Consider the following 18,396-nt stretch of genomic DNA (forward strand, 5'->3'; position numbering starts at 1 on the left):
TCTGACTGACATCCGGCCGACGGCACGCTTACGTCAGCACAGGGCAGTGCTGAGACCCGAGCGGCAGCTCTCACGGCCGGGTGGCCGAAGGCTCGGGAGGCAGCGCCTCCAGAGCGTCGCGGAGCCCGGCCCGCGACGTGATCCCCAGCTTCGGGAACACACGGTAGAGATGCGACGACACGGTCCGCGGCGAAAGGAACAGACGCGACGCGATCTGCGGGTTCGACAGCCCCGTCGCCGCCAGCCTGGCAACCTCCAGTTCCTGCGGGGTGAGGGCCTCACCGGCCTTGCCCCGGCCGGTCCGCGTCATCCCGGTGGCGCGGAGCTCCGCCGCCGCCCGGGCCTCCCACGAACGGGCCCCGAGCTCCTCGAAGCGGCCGCGGGCGTCAGTCAGCTGCACCCGGGCCTCGCGGTTGAGCCCCTGACGGCGCAGCCCTTCGCCGTACGCCAGATGGGCACGGCCGACCTCGAAGGGCCACTGCTCGACGCCCGGCAGTCCGAGTGCCTCCTCGAAGCACCGGACCATGTCCTCGGAAGCCGATGTCATCGCCGTGACCGTGGCCACGCTCAGCGCGAACCGCGACGAGAGGTGACCGACACCGGCGTCGCACAGCGCGTCCGCGTGTCGTCGCGCCTCAGCGTGCCGCCCGGTGCGTACGGCGGCTTCGACGAGGTCCGGCGCGGACCACACGGCCTCGGGGTTGAACGGCGGCAGCACACCCGGGGCACAGATCGCTGTGGCGTGCCGGAAGGCCGTCTCGAAGTCGGCGGCGCCGACGGCCGCCCGGGCCGCCGCCTGGTGGGCGCAGTTCTCCAGCCGCCGCAGGCCCCTGGGACCCGACCACCCCCAGATGTCCTCGCAGTGGCGGTGGCACGCGTCGAGGTCGCCGCGCTGGGCCGCGGCCATCGCGGCGACGTAGTGCCCCACCTGGGCGAACAGGTGGTATCCCGTCTCCTCGGACAGTGCGATGAGCTCGTCCGAGGCGTCGGCCGAGGTCTGCCACCGGCCGGTGTACAGGTCGTCCAGGGCGACGAACATCAGGGCCGGCATGCTCGATCCCACCGCGCCGCCGTCGCGTATGACCCGGGACACGGCCTCGCGGCAGCCCGGAAGCCGGTCGAGGTACGAGGCGGTCAGGGCGGTGCGGATGACCATGTCGGCGTCACTCCGGTCCCTCAGCCGCGAGATCTCCTCGTCCAGGCGGCGCAGCATGCCGTCGGTGACGGAGCCGAGGTCGTGGTGGACGCGCCCCAGCGACGCCGCGGCGGCGGGCGCCGCCTCGGGGGACCGGGCGAGCACGTCGACCAGAGGTTTCCAGTGCTTGGGCCGGCCCGAGTACTGGCTGGCGAGGGTGAGGGTGAACAGCGCGGTCTCCAGCTCCTCACGCGGCGGTCCGGGCATCACCGAGGCCTGCCCGACCGCCTCCATCAGGAGTGCATGGGCCGTATCGGCGTCGCCTTCCATGACGAGCACGAGGAAGCCGGCCGTCGCGGCCGCCGAGAGCGACCGGGCCGCCGGATCACCCTTGACCTCACGCATGATCTCCTGGCTGACCTCCAGATGACCCGCGACCCAGGCGGCGGTATAGGCGGCCTGGGACAGGCGGCGCCTGCGCTCCGCTCGGTCGGTGCTCAGCTCGGCCGCGCGCCGCAGCCTCGCGATCGCGCCGTCGGCGTCACCGCGCCGCAGGCTGCTCCGGGCCGCCGACTCCACGATGGCGGCGACCGCCTCGTCGGGCGCCGTCGTGGCTCTCGCGAGGTGATCACCGCGCCGCTCGGGGTGGTCGGCCAGTGCGCCGGCCAGCCGGCGGTGGGCGCTGCGCCGCTGCTCGCCGGTGGAACCGTCGACCACCGCGGACCCGACCAGCGGGTGCCTGAAGCGCACCACGCGGCCGTTCTCCTCGACCATGACCAGGTGGTCACGCTCCGCGGGAGCGAGTTCCTCAAGGCTGCCCGGCCCGCCGGCCGCCTCGAGAATGCCGATGTCGCCGGAGCCCTCGAGAGCCGCGAGCAGCAGTACCTCGCGCGTCCTCTGCGGCAGCCGTCCGACGCGGGCGCCGTACAGAGCGCGGACATCCCGCCCCGGGCCGCTCGCCCGCCCCGCCCCTTGGCCGTGTTGGTCGCCGGACACCCCGGTGGACCCGGCGAACTCGAGCAGCGCCAGGGGGTTTCCCCGCGCCTCGTGCGCCACGGTCGAAAGGACCCGGCGGGGGAGGTGGGCGAAGCGCCGGGACAGCAGCCGCAGGGCGTCCGCGTCGTCCAGCGGCGCGATCTCGAACTCCGGCAGACCGGTGGACGGGAAGGATGTACCGGACTCCGGCCGCTGCGCTCCGAGCAGCCCGATACGGCGGCCCTCCAGTCTTCTGGCGACGAAACCCACCGCAGCCTGGCTCGCCTGGTCGACGACATGAAGGTCATCGACCACGAGGAGCAACGGCCGCTCCTTCGCGGCCTCGTCGAACAGGGCCAGTGCCGCGTTCAGGACGGCGATCCGGCTCGACGCGGGACCGGCACCGAGACCGAGGGCGACCTCGAGGGCCTCCCGCATGGAACGCGGCAGACGACCGAGCTCGTCCGGCAGCGAGCCGACGAGCTGATGGAGCCCCGCGAAGCTGATGTCCGTCTCGTACTCGACGCCGCTTCCGCGGACGACCCGCACTCCCTTCGCCGCCGCCAGCTCGGCGGTCGCGTCCAGAAGCGCCGTCTTCCCCACGCCCGGATCACCGGTGAGCAGCAGGACGGCTCCGTCCGCCCCGGCCATGTCCAGGAACGTCGCAAGCTCGGCGAGCTCGCCCTCCCGGCCGACCAGACCGGTCGGGCCGACACCCATGCCTGTACTTGGCTTCGCCCACATCCGCCGCGTCCTTCGCCGTATCCCGCGAAGCAGTCGAACCACCAGCCACGCGCTTGACCAGCAATTATCGCACCCACCGGCAAACGGAACATAAAGCCATCTGCTTCGTCGACACCCGCAGCTCCCAGACGAAGATGCACCGGTCGCACGGCACGGGCGCCGTCGTACGCCGTGCCGGCCAGGTTCCCGCAGCGACGAGGGCTCCCTTACGGAACTGGCACCGCGACGCCTTCCTCGCCCCTCCCACGCTCCGGGCTCGCCCCGAGCGCCGTCAGCGTCACCCCGACTGCCACCGCCAGTGCCGCCACCAGCCCCGCCGCGAGCACTGCCCAGTGACCCAGGAACGTACAGACGACCACCAGCAGCGCCGTGGCCGGCAGCACCGACTGCTGGGCGATCCCGACCTTGTAGAAGCGCGAGTGCAGCGCCCACACCGTGAGCAGGAACAGCGCTGTCGGGAGCGTCACCGCCGCCGACGCGGACAGCGCCGAAAGGTGCGTCTTGCCCACCGCCTGCTCCACCGCCACCTCCAGGCCGGCCCCGATCGCGGCACCCGAGACGAAGATCAGGTAATGGCCGTAGCCCCAGAGGAAGGACTGCCGGTTGGACCGGAGGTGCCCGTGGATGGGGACCGCGAAGTACACCCACCAGGCGGCGAAGATGATCAGCAGTCCGCCGGCGGCGATGGGCAGCAACTCACCCAGGGCCTCGTGCTCGTCGATCCCCGACTTCACGGCAACGGTGGCCGCCGCAATGGTCTCGCCGAGCACGATGAGCGTGAGCAGCCCGTACCGTTCGGCGATGTGGTGGGGGTGCCAGGCCGTGGCGTGGGACCGCTCCGCATACAGCGGTACGGCCATCTCCAGCAGCGCCATCACCAGGAAGACCCACGGGCGGTCGGCCTCCGGCAGGACCAGCAGCCCCAGCCAGCCGATCTGGCACAGCCCGATGGCGTACCGCAGTGCCATCGTCCGCTCGGGGCCCTGGCTCGACCGTGCCACGCGCAGCCACTGCGCCGTCATGGCGAGCCGCATGATCACGTAGCCCAGGATGACGACCAGGTACGCGTGTTCCTCGAACGCCTGGGAGACGCCCGCCGCCAGGACGAGCACGCCGGCTATCTGGATCAGCGTGACGATCCGGTACAGCACGTCGTCGTTGTCGTAAGCCGAGGCGAACCACGTGAAGTTCATCCACGCCCACCAGATGGCGAAGAAGATCATCAAGTAGTCGAGGATCCCCTCGCCCGTGTGCCCCTCGACCATGGTGTGCACCAACTGGGCGCCTGCCTGAGCTATGGCCACGATGAAGCACAGGTCGAAGAAGAGCTCCAGTGAGGAGACGCCGCGGTGGGTCTCGTCGCGGCCTCGCGCCGTGAGCCTGCGCAGTGGTCTGTGGTGTGCGGGCGCCGCGGAGCACACCGGCGGCGGAGCCGGGCTGCTTGTCATCTGGTGAGCCAAGCCCCGAAATGCCGCTGCAGTCGGGGATTGATCTGCCAGACCATCGCTGCTGCCGCCACCGGGACGAGTACAGCGAGTCGCACCGGCAGGGACAGATCCTCCAGCACAGGGTTCGTGGCCAGGCCCAGCAGGACGATGGTGGGGTAGATGCCGCACACGGTGAGGAGCCACAGCTTCCAGCGCCGGACGGGGGCCGGAACGGTGGGGCCGAGCCGGGGTTCGGCGTTCGCGACCCCGTTCCGGCGCTGATCCCGGAGCATGTGCCGGATGTCTGTCACTGCCGGTGGGCTCGGCAGTCCAGGATCGTCAGCACCGTAGGCATGGGAAACAGTTCTCTCGTTCATGGACCACTCCACATCGAAATGCTGCGTATCGTTTTGATTCCCTCGGTTCCTGCGCGACCGAGGCGATGTTGGCGCTGCGTGATGGGCTGCCCGCGCGCGCAACAGCGGCAGCAGTTGCCGGGTGAGCAGCTCAGGGCTCAGGGCTCAGATGGTTCACCGCCGGCCGCTGCTGGTATCCGCCTTCCGCAAGCTCCTCAGCCGGGGCGAGACGGAGCGTTCGTCGCTCCGGTGATCAGACGCGACGCCGTGGTGCACGCTTCTCGTGCAGGGGGCTCCCCGGCGCCCAGGTGGGCGCCGGGCCAGGTGATGATCTGGATCAGTGAGCGGACTGGGTGTGGTCCTGCTCCACGTACACCTTGAGGGCCTGGAACTCCTCGATCGCTCGCGGGCCGCACAGGTAGCCGTAGCCGCTTCCCTTGACGCCGCCCTCCTCGAAGTCCTCGCTGATGGCTCCCCAGGTGTTGATCCATACGGTGCCGGTGCGGATGCGCCGGGCGATCCGGCGGGCCTTCATCGAGTCCGAGCTGAACACCGAGGCGGCCAGGCCGTAGATGGTGGCGTTCGCCTTGGTCACGGCGTCGTCCTCGTCGTCGAAGACCTCGAACGTCTGGACCGGACCGAAGACCTCTTCCTGCACGATCCGGACGTCGGTGCGGTCCACCTCGATCAGGCTCGGCCGGTAGAACGCCCCGGCGGCCAGAGGGCCGTCGGTGACCGCACCGCCGCGCAGCAGCACCGTGCCGTATGTGGCGGCTTCCTCGACGATCGCGTCCACCCGCTGGGCGGACGCCCGGTCGATCACCGGGCCGAGCTGGGCCTTCTCGTCGTCGCCCGACCCGAGCCGCACCTGTGCGAGCGCGCTGGTGAGCCGAGTGCGCACCTGGTCGGCGATGTCCCGGTGAACCAGTACACGGGAGCCGGTGCAGCAGAACTGCCCGTTCATCAGCACCAGCGACTGCACCACGGTCGGGATCACCATGTCCAGATCGGCGTCCGGAAGGATCACCATCGGCGCCTTGCCGCCCAGTTCCAGACCGAGCCGCTTGAGCGTGGTGGAGGCCGCAGCCGCGATACTGCGCCCGACCGGCGTGCTGCCGGTGTAGTTGATCACGGCGACCTTGTCCGAGGAGACGAGGAACGGGGCCCCGGTGTTGCCGGACTCGGTGAACACGCTGACCACGCCCGCCGGGATCTCCGGGACCGAGGCCAGGACCTGCGCGAAGAGCTCATTGGTCAGCGCCGTCTGAGCCGGAAGCTTGACCACGACGGTGCAGCCGGCGGCCAGCGCCGGGCCCAGGGCCCGCACGGTCAGCATGATGGGGGAATTCCAGGGAGAAATGATCCCGGCGACGCCGAGCGGCTCGGGCACCGAGTGGGTGTACTGGCCGGGTGCCGTCTCCGCGGCGCGCCCGGCGGTCTGGGTACGCGCGGACGCCGCCGCGTAGCGCAGCCACCCCACCGCACCGCTGACCTCCCACGTGGTCTCACCCAGCAGCTTGCCGTTCTCCCGGGACAGCATGGCCGCAACCTCGGGCACCCGGGCCTCGAGGGCATCGGCGAGCCGGTTGAGCGCGGTCGCCCGAAGAGAGGGAGTGCGCGCCCATTCGGTCGTCTCGAACGCGGCGGCGGCGGCGTCCACGGCGGCCGAGGCCTCCGCCTCGCCACCGTCGTGGAACGAGCCGACGACCGTGCCGTCGGCCGGGTTGACCGATTCCAGAACCGGGCCGGAGCCGGTCCACTGTCCGTTGATCCAGTGCTGCGCGATGGTGCTCATGGTCCGCTCCTCGTGGTCTCGCCCGGGTACCGGGCGGATTCGTTGTCTCCACGAGAATGGCTCGGCCGCCGTGCCGACAGCCTCCGTCAGCTGACTGACATCCGGCCCTACGGCTCGCTTACGTCCGTACTGACGCCGGCAGGCGGTCCCGTGGGTGTGGGGCGCCGGCCGGCCGGGTGGGAACCGCCGCATGGATGAGTGAGAAGCCGCGGTTCAATCGATCACGTGAGGTGGCGGTCGAGCTCGTACCGGACGAGCTTGAGCGGTACCGGCCGACAGCCCAAGGCCCTTATCGCACAGCGGTGTACGGCCTCGCACCATGGTGATCGGACCCGGCCCATTGCCACCGGTCCGTACCGACTTCCTCGAAGGAGAATCTGGCGGGACTGTTGACGGGCGCCATGCCCCAGGGTGGTTCGCGCACGTTCCGCAGCGCCGGACCGAGTCCGGAGGAAAATCATGCAAGCATGCTTGATTGTTTTCCGTAACGCTGGCAGGCTCCGGGACACACCGCCACGCCCCGAGGGGAGCGCACCGTGTCCGATGCCGCACCCGTGCTCGACGACCTGCGCAGCGAGAGTGAGGAACTCGACCTGCTCGTAGCCGGGTTGAGCACCCCGCAATGGGCGGGCGCCACACCCGCCGAGGGGTGGACCATCGCCCACCAGGTGGCCCATCTCAGCTGGACCGACGAGGTCGCCCTGATCGCCGTCACCGAACCCGAGCGGTTCGGGGACGAGGTGGAGAAGGCGATGAAGGACCCCGAGGGCTTCGTCGACCGCGCCGCCGATGAGGTCGTCGCGGCGTACGCCCCCGACGCGCTCCTCGTCCGCTGGCGTACCGGCCGGGAGCGGCTCCAGGAAGCGCTGAGGGCGGCGCCGGCCGGGACGCGTTTCCCCTGGTACGGCCCGCCGATGAGCGTGGCCTCCATGGCGACCGGGCGGCTCATGGAGACCTGGGCCCACGGCCAGGACGTCGCCGAGGCCCTCGGCGTCACCCGCACCCCCACCGCCCGCCTGCGGCACGTCGCCCGGATCGGGGTCCGGGCCCGCGACTACGCCTTCCTCGTCCGGGGAATCCAGGCGCCGGGAGAGGAGTTCCGGGTGGAACTGGAAGGACCGGACGGTGAGTTGATCGCCTACGGCCCCGAGGGTGCCGCCCAGCGAGTCACCGGGCCCCTGCACGACTTCTGCCTGTTGGTCACCCAGCGCGCCCACCGCGACGACCTTGCCGTCCGGGCCGAGGGTGCCGACGCCGACGCCTGGCTGGACATCGCGCAGGCCTTCGCCGGGCCCGCCGGAACCGGACGGGCCCCGAAGGCGGACCGGTGACCGCGCCGCTGCGGGTCGGCAACGCCTCCGGGTTCTACGGCGACCGCTTCGACGCCGTGCGCGAGATGCTCACCGGCGGCCCGCTCGACGTCCTCACCGGGGACTACCTGGCCGAGCTCACCATGCTCATCCTCGGCCGCAGCCGGCTCAAGGACCCCGGGCGCGGATACGCCACCACCTTCCTGCGCCAGTTGGAGGAAGGGCTCGGGCTCGCCCACGAGCGCGGGGTGAAGATCGTCGCCAACGCGGGCGGCCTGAACCCCGCCGGACTGGCCGATGCCGTACGGGCGTTGGCCGAGAAGGTCGGCGTGCCCGTGCGCGTCGCCCATGTGGAGGGCGACAGCCTGCCCGTGCCCGACGGCTTCCTCACCGCCAACGCCTACCTGGGCGGGGCGGGCATCGCCGCCTGTCTGCGGGCCGGCGCCGACGTCGTCGTCACCGGCAGGGTCACCGACGCCGCCCTGGTCACCGGACCCGCCGCCGCCCACTTCGGCTGGGGGCCCGAGGACCACGACGCACTCGCCGGAGCCGTCGTCGCCGGGCACGTACTGGAGTGCGGCACCCAGGCCACCGGCGGGAACTACTCCTTCTTCCGCGGCCACGACATCCGCCGCCCCGGCTTCCCCGTCGCCGAGATCCACGCCGACGGGACGTCCGTCATCACCAAGCACGACGGCACGGGCGGCGTCGTCGACCTCGGCACCGTCACCGCCCAACTGCTGTACGAGACCGGCGGCGCCCGGTACGCGGGACCCGACGTCACCGCCCGGCTCGACACCGTACGACTGGCCGCCGACGGCCCCGACCGGGTCCGGATCTCCGGGGTGAGGGGTGAGGCCCCGCCGCCCACGCTCAAGGCCGGACTCACCCGGCTCGGCGGCTGGCGGAACGAGGTCGTCTTCGTACTCACCGGACTGGACATCGAGGACAAGGCGCAGCTCGTCCGCGACCAGATCGCCGACGCCTTCGCCCGGACCGGGCGGCAGCCGGACGAGGTGCGCTGGGAGCTCGTACGCACCGACCGGACCGACGCGCCGACCGAGGAGACGGCGAGCGCCCTGCTCCGGCTCGTCGTCCGCGACCAGGACCCCGAGGCCGTGGGGCGCGCCCTGTCCGGCGCCGCGATCGAGCTGGCCCTCGGCAGCTACCCGGGCTTCCACGTCACCGCCCCGCCCGGGAAGGGCGCGCCCTACGGGGTGTTCGAGGCCCGGTACGTACCGGCGGGCGACGTGGAGCAGGTGGCGGTGCTGCCCGACGGGCGGCGCGAGGCGCAGGAGCCGGCCGTCCGGACCCGGGAACTGGCGGAAGTCGACTCTCCGCCGCTGCCCGCCCCGTTGGACGCGGGCCCCACCCGCACCGCGCCCCTCGGGCTCGTCGCGGGTGCCCGCAGCGGCGACAAGGGCGGCGACGCCAACATCGGGGTGTGGGTCAGCGGCGACGAGGCCTGGCGGTGGCTGGCCCACGAGCTGACCGTCGAACGGCTGCGGGAACTCCTCCCGGAGACCGCCGGCCTTCCCGTCGTACGCCATGTGCTGCCGAACCTGCGCGCCCTGAACTTCACCGTCCACGGACTCCTCGGCGAAGGCGTCGCCGCCCAGCACCGCTTCGACCCGCAGGCCAAGGCCGTGGGGGAGTGGCTGCGCTCGCGCCGGCTGGAGATACCCGTGGCCCTGCTGGGCGAAGGCTCCGACGCACCGGAGGTGCACGCATGACCGTCCTGCCCACCGGGCTCGACACCACGAGCCCGGAATACGGCGCGAACCGCTCCGCCATGCTCGACAAGCTCGCCGAGTTGGAATCCGCGCACGCCAAGGCGCTGGAAGGCGGCGGCGAGAAGTACGTCGAGCGGCACCGCTCGCGCGGCAAGCTGCTCGCCCGGGAGCGGATCGAGCTCCTCGTCGACGAGGACAGCCCGTTCCTGGAGCTGTCGCCGCTCGCCGCCTGGGGCAGCGATTACGCGGTCGGCGCCTCGCTCGTCACCGGGATCGGGGTGGTGGAGGGCGTCGAGTGCCTGATCACCGCCAACGACCCGACCGTACGCGGCGGAGCCTCCAACCCCTGGACGCTGAAGAAGGCCCTGCGGGCCAACGAGATCGCCTTCGCCAACCGCCTGCCCTGCATCAGCCTGGTCGAGTCGGGTGGCGCCGACCTCCCGTCCCAGAAGGAGATCTTCATCCCCGGCGGGGCGCTGTTCCGCGACATCACCCGGCTGTCCGCCGCCGGAATCCCGACCGTGGCCGTCGTCTTCGGCAACTCCACGGCCGGTGGCGCGTACGTCCCCGGCATGTCCGACCACACCGTCATGATCAAGGAGCAGTCCAAGGTCTTCCTCGGCGGCCCGCCCCTGGTCAAGATGGCCACCGGTGAGGAGAGCGACGACGAGTCGCTCGGCGGCGCCGAGATGCACGCCCGCACCTCCGGCCTCGCCGACCACTTCGCCGTCGACGAGCACGACGCCCTGCGCCAGGCCCGCCGCATCGTCGCCCGCCTCAACTGGCGCAAGGCGCACCCCGATCCGGGTCCCGCCGAGCCGCCCAAGTACGACGAGGACGAGCTGATCGGCATCGTGCCCGGCGATCTGAAGGTGCCCTTCGACCCGCGCGAGGTCATCGCCCGGCTGGTCGACGGCTCGGACTTCGACGCGTTCAAACCGCTCTACGGGACCAGCCTGGTCACCGGCTGGGCCAGGCTGCACGGCTATCCGGTCGGCATCCTCGCCAACGCGCAGGGCGTGCTGTTCAGCGAGGAGTCGCAGAAGGCCGCCCAGTTCATCCAGCTGGCCAACCAGCGGGACATCCCGCTTCTCTTCCTCCACAACACCACCGGCTACATGGTCGGCAAGGAGTACGAACAGGGCGGCATCATCAAGCACGGCGCGATGATGATCAACGCGGTGTCGAACTCGAAGGTCCCGCACCTGTCCGTCCTGATGGGCGCCTCCTACGGAGCCGGCCACTACGGCATGTGCGGCAGGGCCTACGACCCGCGCTTCCTGTTCGCCTGGCCCAGCAGCAAGTCCGCCGTCATGGGCCCGCAGCAGCTGGCCGGGGTGCTGTCGATCGTCGCCCGCGCCTCCGCCGCCGCGAAGGGGCGGCCGTACGACGACGAGGCGGACGCCGGACTGCGCGCCATGGTCGAGCAGCAGATCGAGGCCGAGTCACTGCCGATGTTCCTGTCCGGGCGGCTGTACGACGACGGGGTCATCGACCCGCGCGACACCAGGACCGTCCTCGGGATGTGCCTGTCCGCCATCCACACCGCACCGGTCGAGGGCGCCCGCGGCGGCTTCGGCGTCTTCCGGATGTGAGGGCCCCCTTCGCGGCTGAACCGCCGCCGCTCTCGCGGAGGTGGTTGCTCGCCGCCGGGGTTCCTCATCGATGGTCGCGGTGTTCTAGCGGAAAGGGTTCTTCGTTGACAGCCACTATTCACTCACTCCTCGTCGCCAACCGGGGCGAGATCGCATGCCGGATCTTCCGTACCTGTCGTGCGCTCGGCATCGCCACCGTCGCCGTGTACTCCGACGCGGACGCCGGAGCGCTGCACGTACGGGAGGCCGACACCGCCGTACGGCTGCCGGGGGCCGCGCCCTCCGACACCTACCTCCGCGGCGACCTCGTGGTCGCCGCCGCGCTCGCCGCGGGTGCCGACGCCGTCCACCCCGGGTACGGCTTCCTCTCCGAGAACGCCGGATTCGCCGCCGCGGTGCAGGACGCGGGGCTGGTCTGGGTCGGTCCGCCGGTCAAGGCCATCGAGCTGATGGCGTCCAAGACCCGGGCCAAGGAGCTGATGGCCGCAGCCGGGGTGCCGCTGCTCGCCCCCGTCGACCCGTCGGCCGCCACCGCCGAGGACCTGCCGCTGCTGCTGAAGGCGGCTGCCGGAGGCGGTGGGCGCGGCATGCGGATCGTCCGGGAACTGGGCGATCTGCCGGGCGAGTTGACGGCTGCGGCGGCCGAGGCGCTGTCCGCGTTCGGGGACGGCGAGGTGTTCGCCGAGCCGTACGTGGAGCGTGGCCGGCACGTCGAGGTCCAGGTCATGGCTGACGACCACGAGGGTGTCTGGGCGCTCGGCACCCGTGACTGCTCGCTCCAGCGCCGCCACCAGAAGGTCATCGAGGAGGCCCCCGCGCCGGGTCTGACCGGCGCGCTCCGGGACCGGCTGCACGACGCCGCCACGGCCGCCGCACGGGCCGTCGGATACCGGGGTGCCGGCACCGTCGAGTTCCTCGTCGCCGCCGACGGGCGTCCGTACTTCCTGGAGATGAACACCCGTCTCCAGGTCGAGCACCCCGTCACCGAGGCCGTGTTCGGCCTCGACCTGGTGGCGCTGCAACTGTGCATCGCGGAGGGCGAGCCGCTGCCCGCCGCCGAACCGCCGACGCCCACCGGGCACGCCGTCGAGGCCCGGCTCTACGCCGAGGACCCGGCCCGTGACTGGCAGCCGCAGACCGGAGCGCTGCTCTCGTTCGACATGCCGGACGAGCCGGGACTGCGCCTGGACACCGGATACACCGGCGGCGACACCATCGGGGTGCACTACGACCCGATGCTCGCCAAGGTCATCGCCCACGCCCCCACCCGGACCGAAGCCGTACGCCTCCTCGCCCGCGCCCTGGAGCGCGCCCGCATCCACGGCCCCGTCACCAACCGCGAGCTCCTCGTACGCTCCCTGCGCCACCCGGACTTCGTCGCCGCCCGCCTCGACACCGGCTTCTACGACCGGCACCTGGCAGCCCTGACCACGGAGGCCGACGAGAGCGGCCGGCGGCTCGCCGCCACCGCCGCCGCCCTCGCCGAAGCCGCCCGCCGCACCGCCACCGGCGGCGTCGCCCGCTTCGGTGCCTGGCGCAACGTCGCCTCGCAGCCCCGGCTCCGGCGCTACCGCGGCGAACCCGACGGACGCGAGCACGACATCACCTACCGCACCACCCGCGGAGGCCTCGCCCTCGAACCGGGCATGCGCGTCGTCGCCGCCCGCCCCGACCGCGTCACCCTCGAAACCGGCGGCGTCACCCGGCACTTCGCGGTGGCCACCGGTGACGACCGGGTGTACGTCGACACCGCCACCGGCTCGTACGCCTTCACCGCCCTGCCCCGCTTCACCGACCCCACCGACCGCACCGAACCCGGCTCCCTGCTCGCCCCGATGCCCGGCACCGTCGTCCGCCTCGCGGACGGACTCGCGGCCGGGGCCGCCGTCGAGGCCGGGCAGCCGCTGATCTGGCTGGAGGCGATGAAGATGGAACACCGCATCCTCGCCCCCGCCTCCGGCACCCTCACCGCCCTGCACGCCGCACCCGGCCTCCAGGTGGAGGTCGGCGCGCTGCTCGCCGTCGTCACTGATGCACAGGAGGAACCGACCGCATGAGCACCGTCCTCGAAACCGAAGAGCACCAGGGCCTGCGCGCCGCCGTCGCCGCACTCGGACAGCGGTACGGACGCGACTACATGACGTCCGTCGTCCGCGACGGTGCCCACCCGCGCGAACTGTGGGCCGAGGCCGCCAAGCTCGGCTACCTCGGCGTGAACCTCCCGGAGGAGTACGGCGGCGGAGGCGCGGGCATGGCCGAACTCTCCATCGTCCTGGAGGAGTTGGGGGCTGCCGGTTCCCCGCTCCTCATGATGGTCGTCTCACCCGCCATCTGCGGCACCGTGATAGCCCGCTTCGGCACCGACGACCAGAAGCGGCAGTGGCTCCCCGGCCTCGCCGACGGCAGCCTCACCATGGCCTTCGGCATCACCGAACCCGACGCCGGCTCCAACTCCCACCGCATCACCACCACCGCCCGCCGCGAAGGCGAGGAGTGGGTGCTGAACGGCCGCAAGGTCTTCGTCTCCGGCGTCGACATCGCCGACGCCACCCTCATCGTCGGGCGCACCGAGGACGCCAGGACCGGCAAACTGAAGCCCTGCCTGTTCATCGTCCCGCGCGAGGCCCCCGGCTTCCAGCGCTCCCACATCGAGATGGAACTCCAGGCCCCGGAGAAGCAGTTCGAACTCGTCCTCGACGACGTACGGCTGCCCGCCGACGCGCTCGTCGGCGAGGAGGACGCCGGACTCCTCCAGCTCTTCGCCGGACTCAACCCCGAACGCATCATGACCGCCGCGTTCGGGATCGGCATGGGCCGGTACGCGCTGGGCCGTGCCGTCGAGTACGCGAAGACCCGCCAGGTGTGGAAGGAACCCATCGGCGCCCACCAGGCCATCGCACACCCCCTCGCCCAGGCCCACATCGAACTCGAACTGGCCCGGCTGATGATGCAGAAGGCCGCCCGGCTCTACGACGACGGCGACGACATCGGCGCGGGCGAGGCCGCCAACATGGCGAAGTACGCCGCCGGGGAAGCCTGCGTCAAGGCGGTCGACCAGGCCGTGCACACCCTCGGCGGCAACGGCCTCACCCGCGAGTACGGCCTCGGGTCCCTGATCACCGCGTCCCGGGTGGCCCGGATCGCGCCGGTCAGCCGCGAGATGATCCTGAACTACGTCTCCCACCAGTCCCTCGGCCTCCCCAAGTCCTACTGAGCCCGCCGGCTCCTGCTCATCGTCCCCGGCCTGCCCTGCCCGCGTCGAAGGGAACCGCCATGGTGTTCCACAGCGAGTACGAAGACGTTCCGGCCCTCGAGACACCCATCCACGAAACGGTCCTCGGCGGGGCTGCGGCCTTCGGCGACACCGTCGCCCTGATCGACGGAACGAACGGCCTCTCCGTCACGTACGCCCAGCTCGACACGTTCCACCGCCGCATCGCCGCCCACCTCGCCGAGGCGGGCGTGCGCAAGGGCGACGTCCTGGCCCTGCACAGCCCCAACACGATCGCCTACCCCGCCGTCTTCTACGGCGCCACGCGCGCCGGAGCGTCGGTCACCACCGTGCACCCGCTGTCCACGGCCGAGGAGTTCGCCCAGCAGCTCAACGACTCCGACGCCCGCTGGATCGTCACCGTGTCCCTGTTCCTCGACGTCGCCCGCCGGGCCGCCGAACTCGCCGGCGGCATCCGGGAGATCTTCGTCTGCGACCAGGCCGAGGGCCACACCTCCGTACTCGACATGCTCGGCTCCACGGCCCCCGACCCCGAGATCGAGTTCGGCCCCGAGGACATCGCCGCACTCCCGTACTCCTCCGGAACCACCGGCGCCCCCAAGGGCGTCATGCTCACCCACCGCTCCATCGGCACCAACCTGGAGCAGCTGCGCCCCTTCATCCCCATGGAGCCCGGCCACAGCATCCTGGCCGTCCTCCCCTTCTTCCACATCTACGGGCTGACCGCCCTGATGAACGTCCCGCTGCGCTGCGGAGCCACCGTCGTCGTGCTGCCCCGCTTCGACCTCGACCAGTTCCTCGGCGTGATCCAGGAGCACCGCATCACCGGGCTGTACGTGGCCCCGCCCATCGTCCTGGCCCTCGCCAAGCATCCGGCCGTAGGCGACTACGACCTGTCCTCCCTCGCATACATCGTCAGCGCCGCCGCACCCCTGGACGCCGACCTCGCCGCCGCCTGCTCCGCCCGCCTCGGCATCCCGCCCGTACGGCAGGCGTACGGCATGACGGAACTCTCGCCCGGCACCCATGTCGTGCCCCTCGAAGCGGAGAACCCGCCGCCCGGAGCCGTGGGGAAGCTGCTGCCGAGCACCGAGATGCGGATCACGTCCATCGAGGACCCCGGGACGGACCTCGGCATCGACGCCGACGGCGAGATCCTCATCCGCGGCCCCCAGGTGATGAAGGGCTACCTCGGCCGCCCCGAAGCCACCGACGCCATGATCGACGGCGACGGATGGGTGCACACCGGCGATGTCGGACGCGTCGACGCGGACGGCTGGCTCTTCGTCGTCGACCGGGTCAAGGAACTCATCAAGTACAAGGGCTACCAGGTCGCCCCCGCCGAACTCGAAGCGCTCCTCCTCACCCATGCGTCGATCGCCGACGCCGCCGTCATCGGCGTGAACGACGCCGACGGCAACGAGATCCCGAAGGCCTTCCTCGTACGCCAGCCGGGCACCCCGGACCTCACCGCCGAGGACGTCATGGCGTACGTCGCCGCACATGTCGCCCCGTACAAGAAGATCCGCCGCGTGGAGTTCGTCGACGCCGTACCGCGCGCGGTCTCCGGGAAGATCCTGCGCCGTGAACTGCGCGACAGGGAGAAGGAGCAGCAGCAATGACCCTCGCCCCACCCACCCACGACCGGGGCATCACCACGCTCACCCTCGATGCCCCGGCCAACCGCAACGCCCTGAGCGCACCGCTCGTGGCGGGCCTGTCCGAAGCCCTCGACGCCTGCGCGGCCGACGACACCGTACGAGCGGTGGTCCTCACCCACACCGGCAACACGTTCTGCGCGGGCGCGGACCTGAAGGCACCGGCCGACCCGCACGCCTTCGTCGCGCTCATGCTCCGCGTCATCACCCTGCCCAAACCGGTCGTCGCCCGGGTCACGGGCCACGTCCGGGCGGGCGGCCTCGGACTGCTGGGCTCCTGCGACATCTCGGTGGCCGGCCCCGACTCCTCCTTCGCCCTCACCGAATCCCGCCTCGGCCTCGCCCCCGCCGTCATCTCCCTGCCACTGCTGCCCCGCATGGACCCCCGCGCCGCCTCCCGCTACTACCTCACCGGCGAACGCTTCGACGCGACGGAAGCCGCCAGGACCGGCCTCGTCACCCTCGCCGCCGAGGACGTGGACAAGGCGCTCGTACCGGTACTCGACGGACTTCGCAGAGCCTCGCCCCAGGGGCTGGCCGCATCGAAGGAGCTGGTCACGGCTACTGTGCGGGAGACTTTCGACCAGTACGCGGAAGACCTCATCGCCCGCTCCGCGGCACTCTTCGCCTCCGACGAGGCACGGGAGGGGATGACGGCCTTCCTGGAACGACGGGATCCCGCATGGCTGCTGTGACATCACCCAAGCAGGACCGCAGCCGCGCCACCCGCCAACGGTTGCTGGAAGCCGCGGTCGCCTGCCTCGCCGAACACGGCTGGGCAGGCTCCACCGTCTCCGCCGTCGCGGAGCGCGCCGGAGTCTCGCGCGGCGCCGCCCAGCACCACTTCCCGACCCGCGAGGACCTGTTCACCGCCGCCGTCGAATACGTCGCCGAGGAACGCTCCGCCGCCCTGCGCGCCGTCCCCGACCAGGACCGCGCGGCGGTCGTCGCCGCCCTCGTCGACCTCTACACCGGCCCGCTCTTCCGCGCCGCGCTCCAGCTCTGGGTCGCCGCCTCCAACGAGGAACAGCTCCGCCCCCGCGTCACCGAACTCGAAGCCCGCGTCGGCCGCGAGACCCACCGCATCGCGGTCGGTCTCCTGAACGCCGACGAGACCCGCCCCGGCGTACGGGAAACGGTCCAGGGCCTCCTCGACATGGCCCGCGGCCTCGGCCTCGCCAACGTCCTCACCGACGACACGGCCCGCCGGGGACGGGTCGTCGCGCAGTGGGCGGCGCTGCTGGACGACGCGCTGGGGTGAGGGGCTGGGGGTCCGGGGCCCCGGATATCCTTCCTCGTCCTGAACCCGCCAGGGAGGCCCGCACCATGAGCAGCACCACCGCCGCAGCACCCTTTCCCGAGCACATGGAGCTCAGAGGGGAAGGCCTCGTCCTGCGCGACTGGACCGAGGACGACCTGGCCGTGATGCCGGATCTGTTCGACCACCCCGACACCGCGTACTGGACACCGCTCGTCTCCCCCTTCGACGAAGCCGCTTCCCGTGCCCGGCTGGACAAGGACCGGCGGCTGCGCGCGGAGGGCACGACCATCCTGCTCGCCATCACGACCGACGGCGGCGCGGCGCTCGGTGAGGTGATGCTGCGGCGCGCGCCCGAGGGCACGGAACTCGGCTACGCGGTCGGCCCGGCCCACCGCGGCCAGGGGCTCGCCGCGCGGGCGGTGCGGGTGATGGCCGCGTACGCCTTCGAGGAACTGGGCGTGGAGCAGGTGATCCTGGAGCTGGAGGCCGAGAACACGTCCAGCGTCGCGGTGGCGAAGAAGTCGGGCTTCAGCCGGCTGGACGTGCCGCTGATCGAGGGCGAGGAGAAGGGCCGGCCGTTCGTCCTGCAGACGTGGGGTCTGAACCGTCCCTGAGGCGAACGGGGCGATGATTCGTGCAGGCCGGTGAGGGGGAGGGGCGGGGCATGACCACGTACGAGACGATGTCGTTCCACCTGGAGACCGAGCGGCTGATCCTGCGGCCGTGGGCCGAGTCGGACGCCGCCGAGCTCACCGCCCTGTACGCCGAACGCGGCGAGGGGACACGCACGGTCGAGTACTCCCGCACGCTCATCGCGAAGCTGATCGCCGCGACGCAGACGACGGGGATCGCCCTGCTCCCCATCCAGCGCCGTGACGAGGGCGACTTCATCGGCTACTGCGGACTGATCATCGGCCGCTCCACCCTGGAGGAGCCCGAAATCGCGTACGAGCTCTTCCAGCGGGTGCACGGCCGCGGCTACGCCACCGAGGCGGCCCGCGCGGTGCTCGATGCCGCTGCGGCGACCGGGCGGCCGCGGATCGGAGCGACCGTCGCCGCGTGGAACACCCCGTCGTTCCGCGTCCTGGAGAAGCTCGGGTTCGTGCGGGACCACGTCACCGTGGAGGACAAGGGCGAAGTGGTCTGGCTGACGCGCCCGTTGCCATGAGGCCCGG

Annotated in this window: 14 protein-coding genes; 10 read left to right on the forward strand and 4 right to left on the reverse strand. The window is 71.6% G+C overall.

From position 1 onward, the window contains the following. Window positions 1–70: 70 nt before the first annotated feature. From OG446_RS21690 to OG446_RS21705, 4 genes are all read right to left on the reverse strand, one after another. A complete protein-coding gene (locus OG446_RS21690) occupies window positions 71–2,854 on the reverse strand; it encodes an ATP-binding protein (RefSeq protein ID WP_328895612.1) in 2,784 nt (927 codons plus the stop codon). A gap of 206 nt (window positions 2,855–3,060) precedes the next feature. Beyond that, window positions 3,061–4,302, reverse strand: a complete 1,242-nt coding sequence (locus OG446_RS21695; RefSeq protein WP_328895613.1) for a low temperature requirement protein A — start codon at window positions 4,300–4,302, stop codon at window positions 3,061–3,063. Continuing rightward, on the reverse strand, window positions 4,299–4,574 hold the full coding sequence (locus tag OG446_RS21700) for a hypothetical protein (RefSeq protein ID WP_328895614.1): 276 nt from the start codon (window positions 4,572–4,574) through the stop codon (window positions 4,299–4,301). The genes OG446_RS21695 and OG446_RS21700 overlap by 4 nt, the downstream gene beginning before the upstream one ends. Window positions 4,575–4,974: 400 nt before the next feature. Then, window positions 4,975–6,432, reverse strand: coding sequence for an aldehyde dehydrogenase family protein (locus OG446_RS21705; protein ID WP_328895615.1), 1,458 nt, complete (start codon window positions 6,430–6,432; stop codon window positions 4,975–4,977). A gap of 536 nt (window positions 6,433–6,968) precedes the next feature. Between OG446_RS21705 and OG446_RS21710 the strand changes: the two genes are divergently transcribed. The 10 genes from OG446_RS21710 (at window position 6,969) to OG446_RS21755 (ending at window position 18,389) form a co-directional block, all read left to right on the forward strand. Next, window positions 6,969–7,763 carry a TIGR03084 family metal-binding protein gene (locus OG446_RS21710; protein ID WP_328895616.1) on the forward strand — a complete coding sequence of 265 codons (795 nt, stop codon included), beginning with the start codon at window positions 6,969–6,971 and terminating at the stop codon, window positions 7,761–7,763. Next, window positions 7,760–9,475 carry an acyclic terpene utilization AtuA family protein gene (locus OG446_RS21715; protein ID WP_328895617.1) on the forward strand — a complete coding sequence of 572 codons (1,716 nt, stop codon included), beginning with the start codon at window positions 7,760–7,762 and terminating at the stop codon, window positions 9,473–9,475. Before OG446_RS21710 ends, OG446_RS21715 begins: the two co-directional genes overlap by 4 nt. Continuing rightward, window positions 9,472–11,070: an acyl-CoA carboxylase subunit beta gene (locus OG446_RS21720; protein ID WP_328895618.1), complete on the forward strand. Its 1,599-nt coding sequence runs from the start codon at window positions 9,472–9,474 to the stop codon at window positions 11,068–11,070. Before OG446_RS21715 ends, OG446_RS21720 begins: the two co-directional genes overlap by 4 nt. Before the next feature lie 104 nt (window positions 11,071–11,174). Beyond that, window positions 11,175–13,127 carry an acetyl/propionyl/methylcrotonyl-CoA carboxylase subunit alpha gene (locus tag OG446_RS21725; RefSeq protein ID WP_328895619.1) on the forward strand — a complete coding sequence of 651 codons (1,953 nt, stop codon included), beginning with the start codon at window positions 11,175–11,177 and terminating at the stop codon, window positions 13,125–13,127. Beyond that, entirely contained in the window at window positions 13,124–14,284 is a 1,161-nt protein-coding gene (locus OG446_RS21730; RefSeq protein WP_328895620.1) for an acyl-CoA dehydrogenase family protein, read from the forward strand. The genes OG446_RS21725 and OG446_RS21730 overlap by 4 nt, the downstream gene beginning before the upstream one ends. Before the next feature lie 59 nt (window positions 14,285–14,343). After that, window positions 14,344–15,924, forward strand: a complete 1,581-nt coding sequence (locus OG446_RS21735) for a 4-coumarate--CoA ligase family protein (RefSeq protein WP_328895621.1) — start codon at window positions 14,344–14,346, stop codon at window positions 15,922–15,924. After that, window positions 15,921–16,655 (forward strand): enoyl-CoA hydratase family protein, encoded by a 735-nt coding sequence (locus OG446_RS21740; RefSeq protein WP_328895622.1) that lies wholly within the window; start codon window positions 15,921–15,923, stop codon window positions 16,653–16,655. Before OG446_RS21735 ends, OG446_RS21740 begins: the two co-directional genes overlap by 4 nt. Then, window positions 16,643–17,221, forward strand: coding sequence for a TetR/AcrR family transcriptional regulator (locus tag OG446_RS21745; RefSeq protein WP_328895623.1), 579 nt, complete (start codon window positions 16,643–16,645; stop codon window positions 17,219–17,221). The genes OG446_RS21740 and OG446_RS21745 overlap by 13 nt, the downstream gene beginning before the upstream one ends. Window positions 17,222–17,286: 65 nt before the next feature. Continuing rightward, entirely contained in the window at window positions 17,287–17,835 is a 549-nt protein-coding gene (locus tag OG446_RS21750) for a GNAT family N-acetyltransferase (RefSeq protein WP_328895624.1), read from the forward strand. A 50-nt stretch (window positions 17,836–17,885) separates the two neighbouring features. Further along, window positions 17,886–18,389 carry a GNAT family N-acetyltransferase gene (locus tag OG446_RS21755; protein ID WP_328895625.1) on the forward strand — a complete coding sequence of 168 codons (504 nt, stop codon included), beginning with the start codon at window positions 17,886–17,888 and terminating at the stop codon, window positions 18,387–18,389. Window positions 18,390–18,396 lie beyond the last annotated feature (7 nt).

The sequence above is a fragment of the Streptomyces sp. NBC_00236 genome, from assembly GCF_036195045.1.
Taxonomy (GTDB): Bacteria; Actinomycetota; Actinomycetes; order Streptomycetales; family Streptomycetaceae; genus Streptomyces.

What these genes read in the sequence shown, in the direction of transcription:
- OG446_RS21690 (WP_328895612.1), bottom strand. Translation starts at nt 2,854, where the DNA reads ATGTGGGCGAAGCCAAGTACAGGCATGGGTGTCGGCCCGACCGGTCTG.
- OG446_RS21695 (WP_328895613.1), bottom strand. Translation starts at nt 4,302, where the DNA reads ATGACAAGCAGCCCGGCTCCGCCGCCGGTGTGCTCCGCGGCGCCCGCA.
- OG446_RS21700 (WP_328895614.1), bottom strand. Translation starts at nt 4,574, where the DNA reads ATGCTCCGGGATCAGCGCCGGAACGGGGTCGCGAACGCCGAACCCCGG.
- OG446_RS21705 (WP_328895615.1), bottom strand. Translation starts at nt 6,432, where the DNA reads ATGAGCACCATCGCGCAGCACTGGATCAACGGACAGTGGACCGGCTCC.
- OG446_RS21720 (WP_328895618.1), top strand. Translation starts at nt 9,472, where the DNA reads ATGACCGTCCTGCCCACCGGGCTCGACACCACGAGCCCGGAATACGGC.
- OG446_RS21730 (WP_328895620.1), top strand. Translation starts at nt 13,124, where the DNA reads ATGAGCACCGTCCTCGAAACCGAAGAGCACCAGGGCCTGCGCGCCGCC.
- OG446_RS21735 (WP_328895621.1), top strand. Translation starts at nt 14,344, where the DNA reads ATGGTGTTCCACAGCGAGTACGAAGACGTTCCGGCCCTCGAGACACCC.
- OG446_RS21740 (WP_328895622.1), top strand. Translation starts at nt 15,921, where the DNA reads ATGACCCTCGCCCCACCCACCCACGACCGGGGCATCACCACGCTCACC.
- OG446_RS21745 (WP_328895623.1), top strand. Translation starts at nt 16,643, where the DNA reads ATGGCTGCTGTGACATCACCCAAGCAGGACCGCAGCCGCGCCACCCGC.
- OG446_RS21750 (WP_328895624.1), top strand. Translation starts at nt 17,287, where the DNA reads ATGAGCAGCACCACCGCCGCAGCACCCTTTCCCGAGCACATGGAGCTC.
- OG446_RS21755 (WP_328895625.1), top strand. Translation starts at nt 17,886, where the DNA reads ATGACCACGTACGAGACGATGTCGTTCCACCTGGAGACCGAGCGGCTG.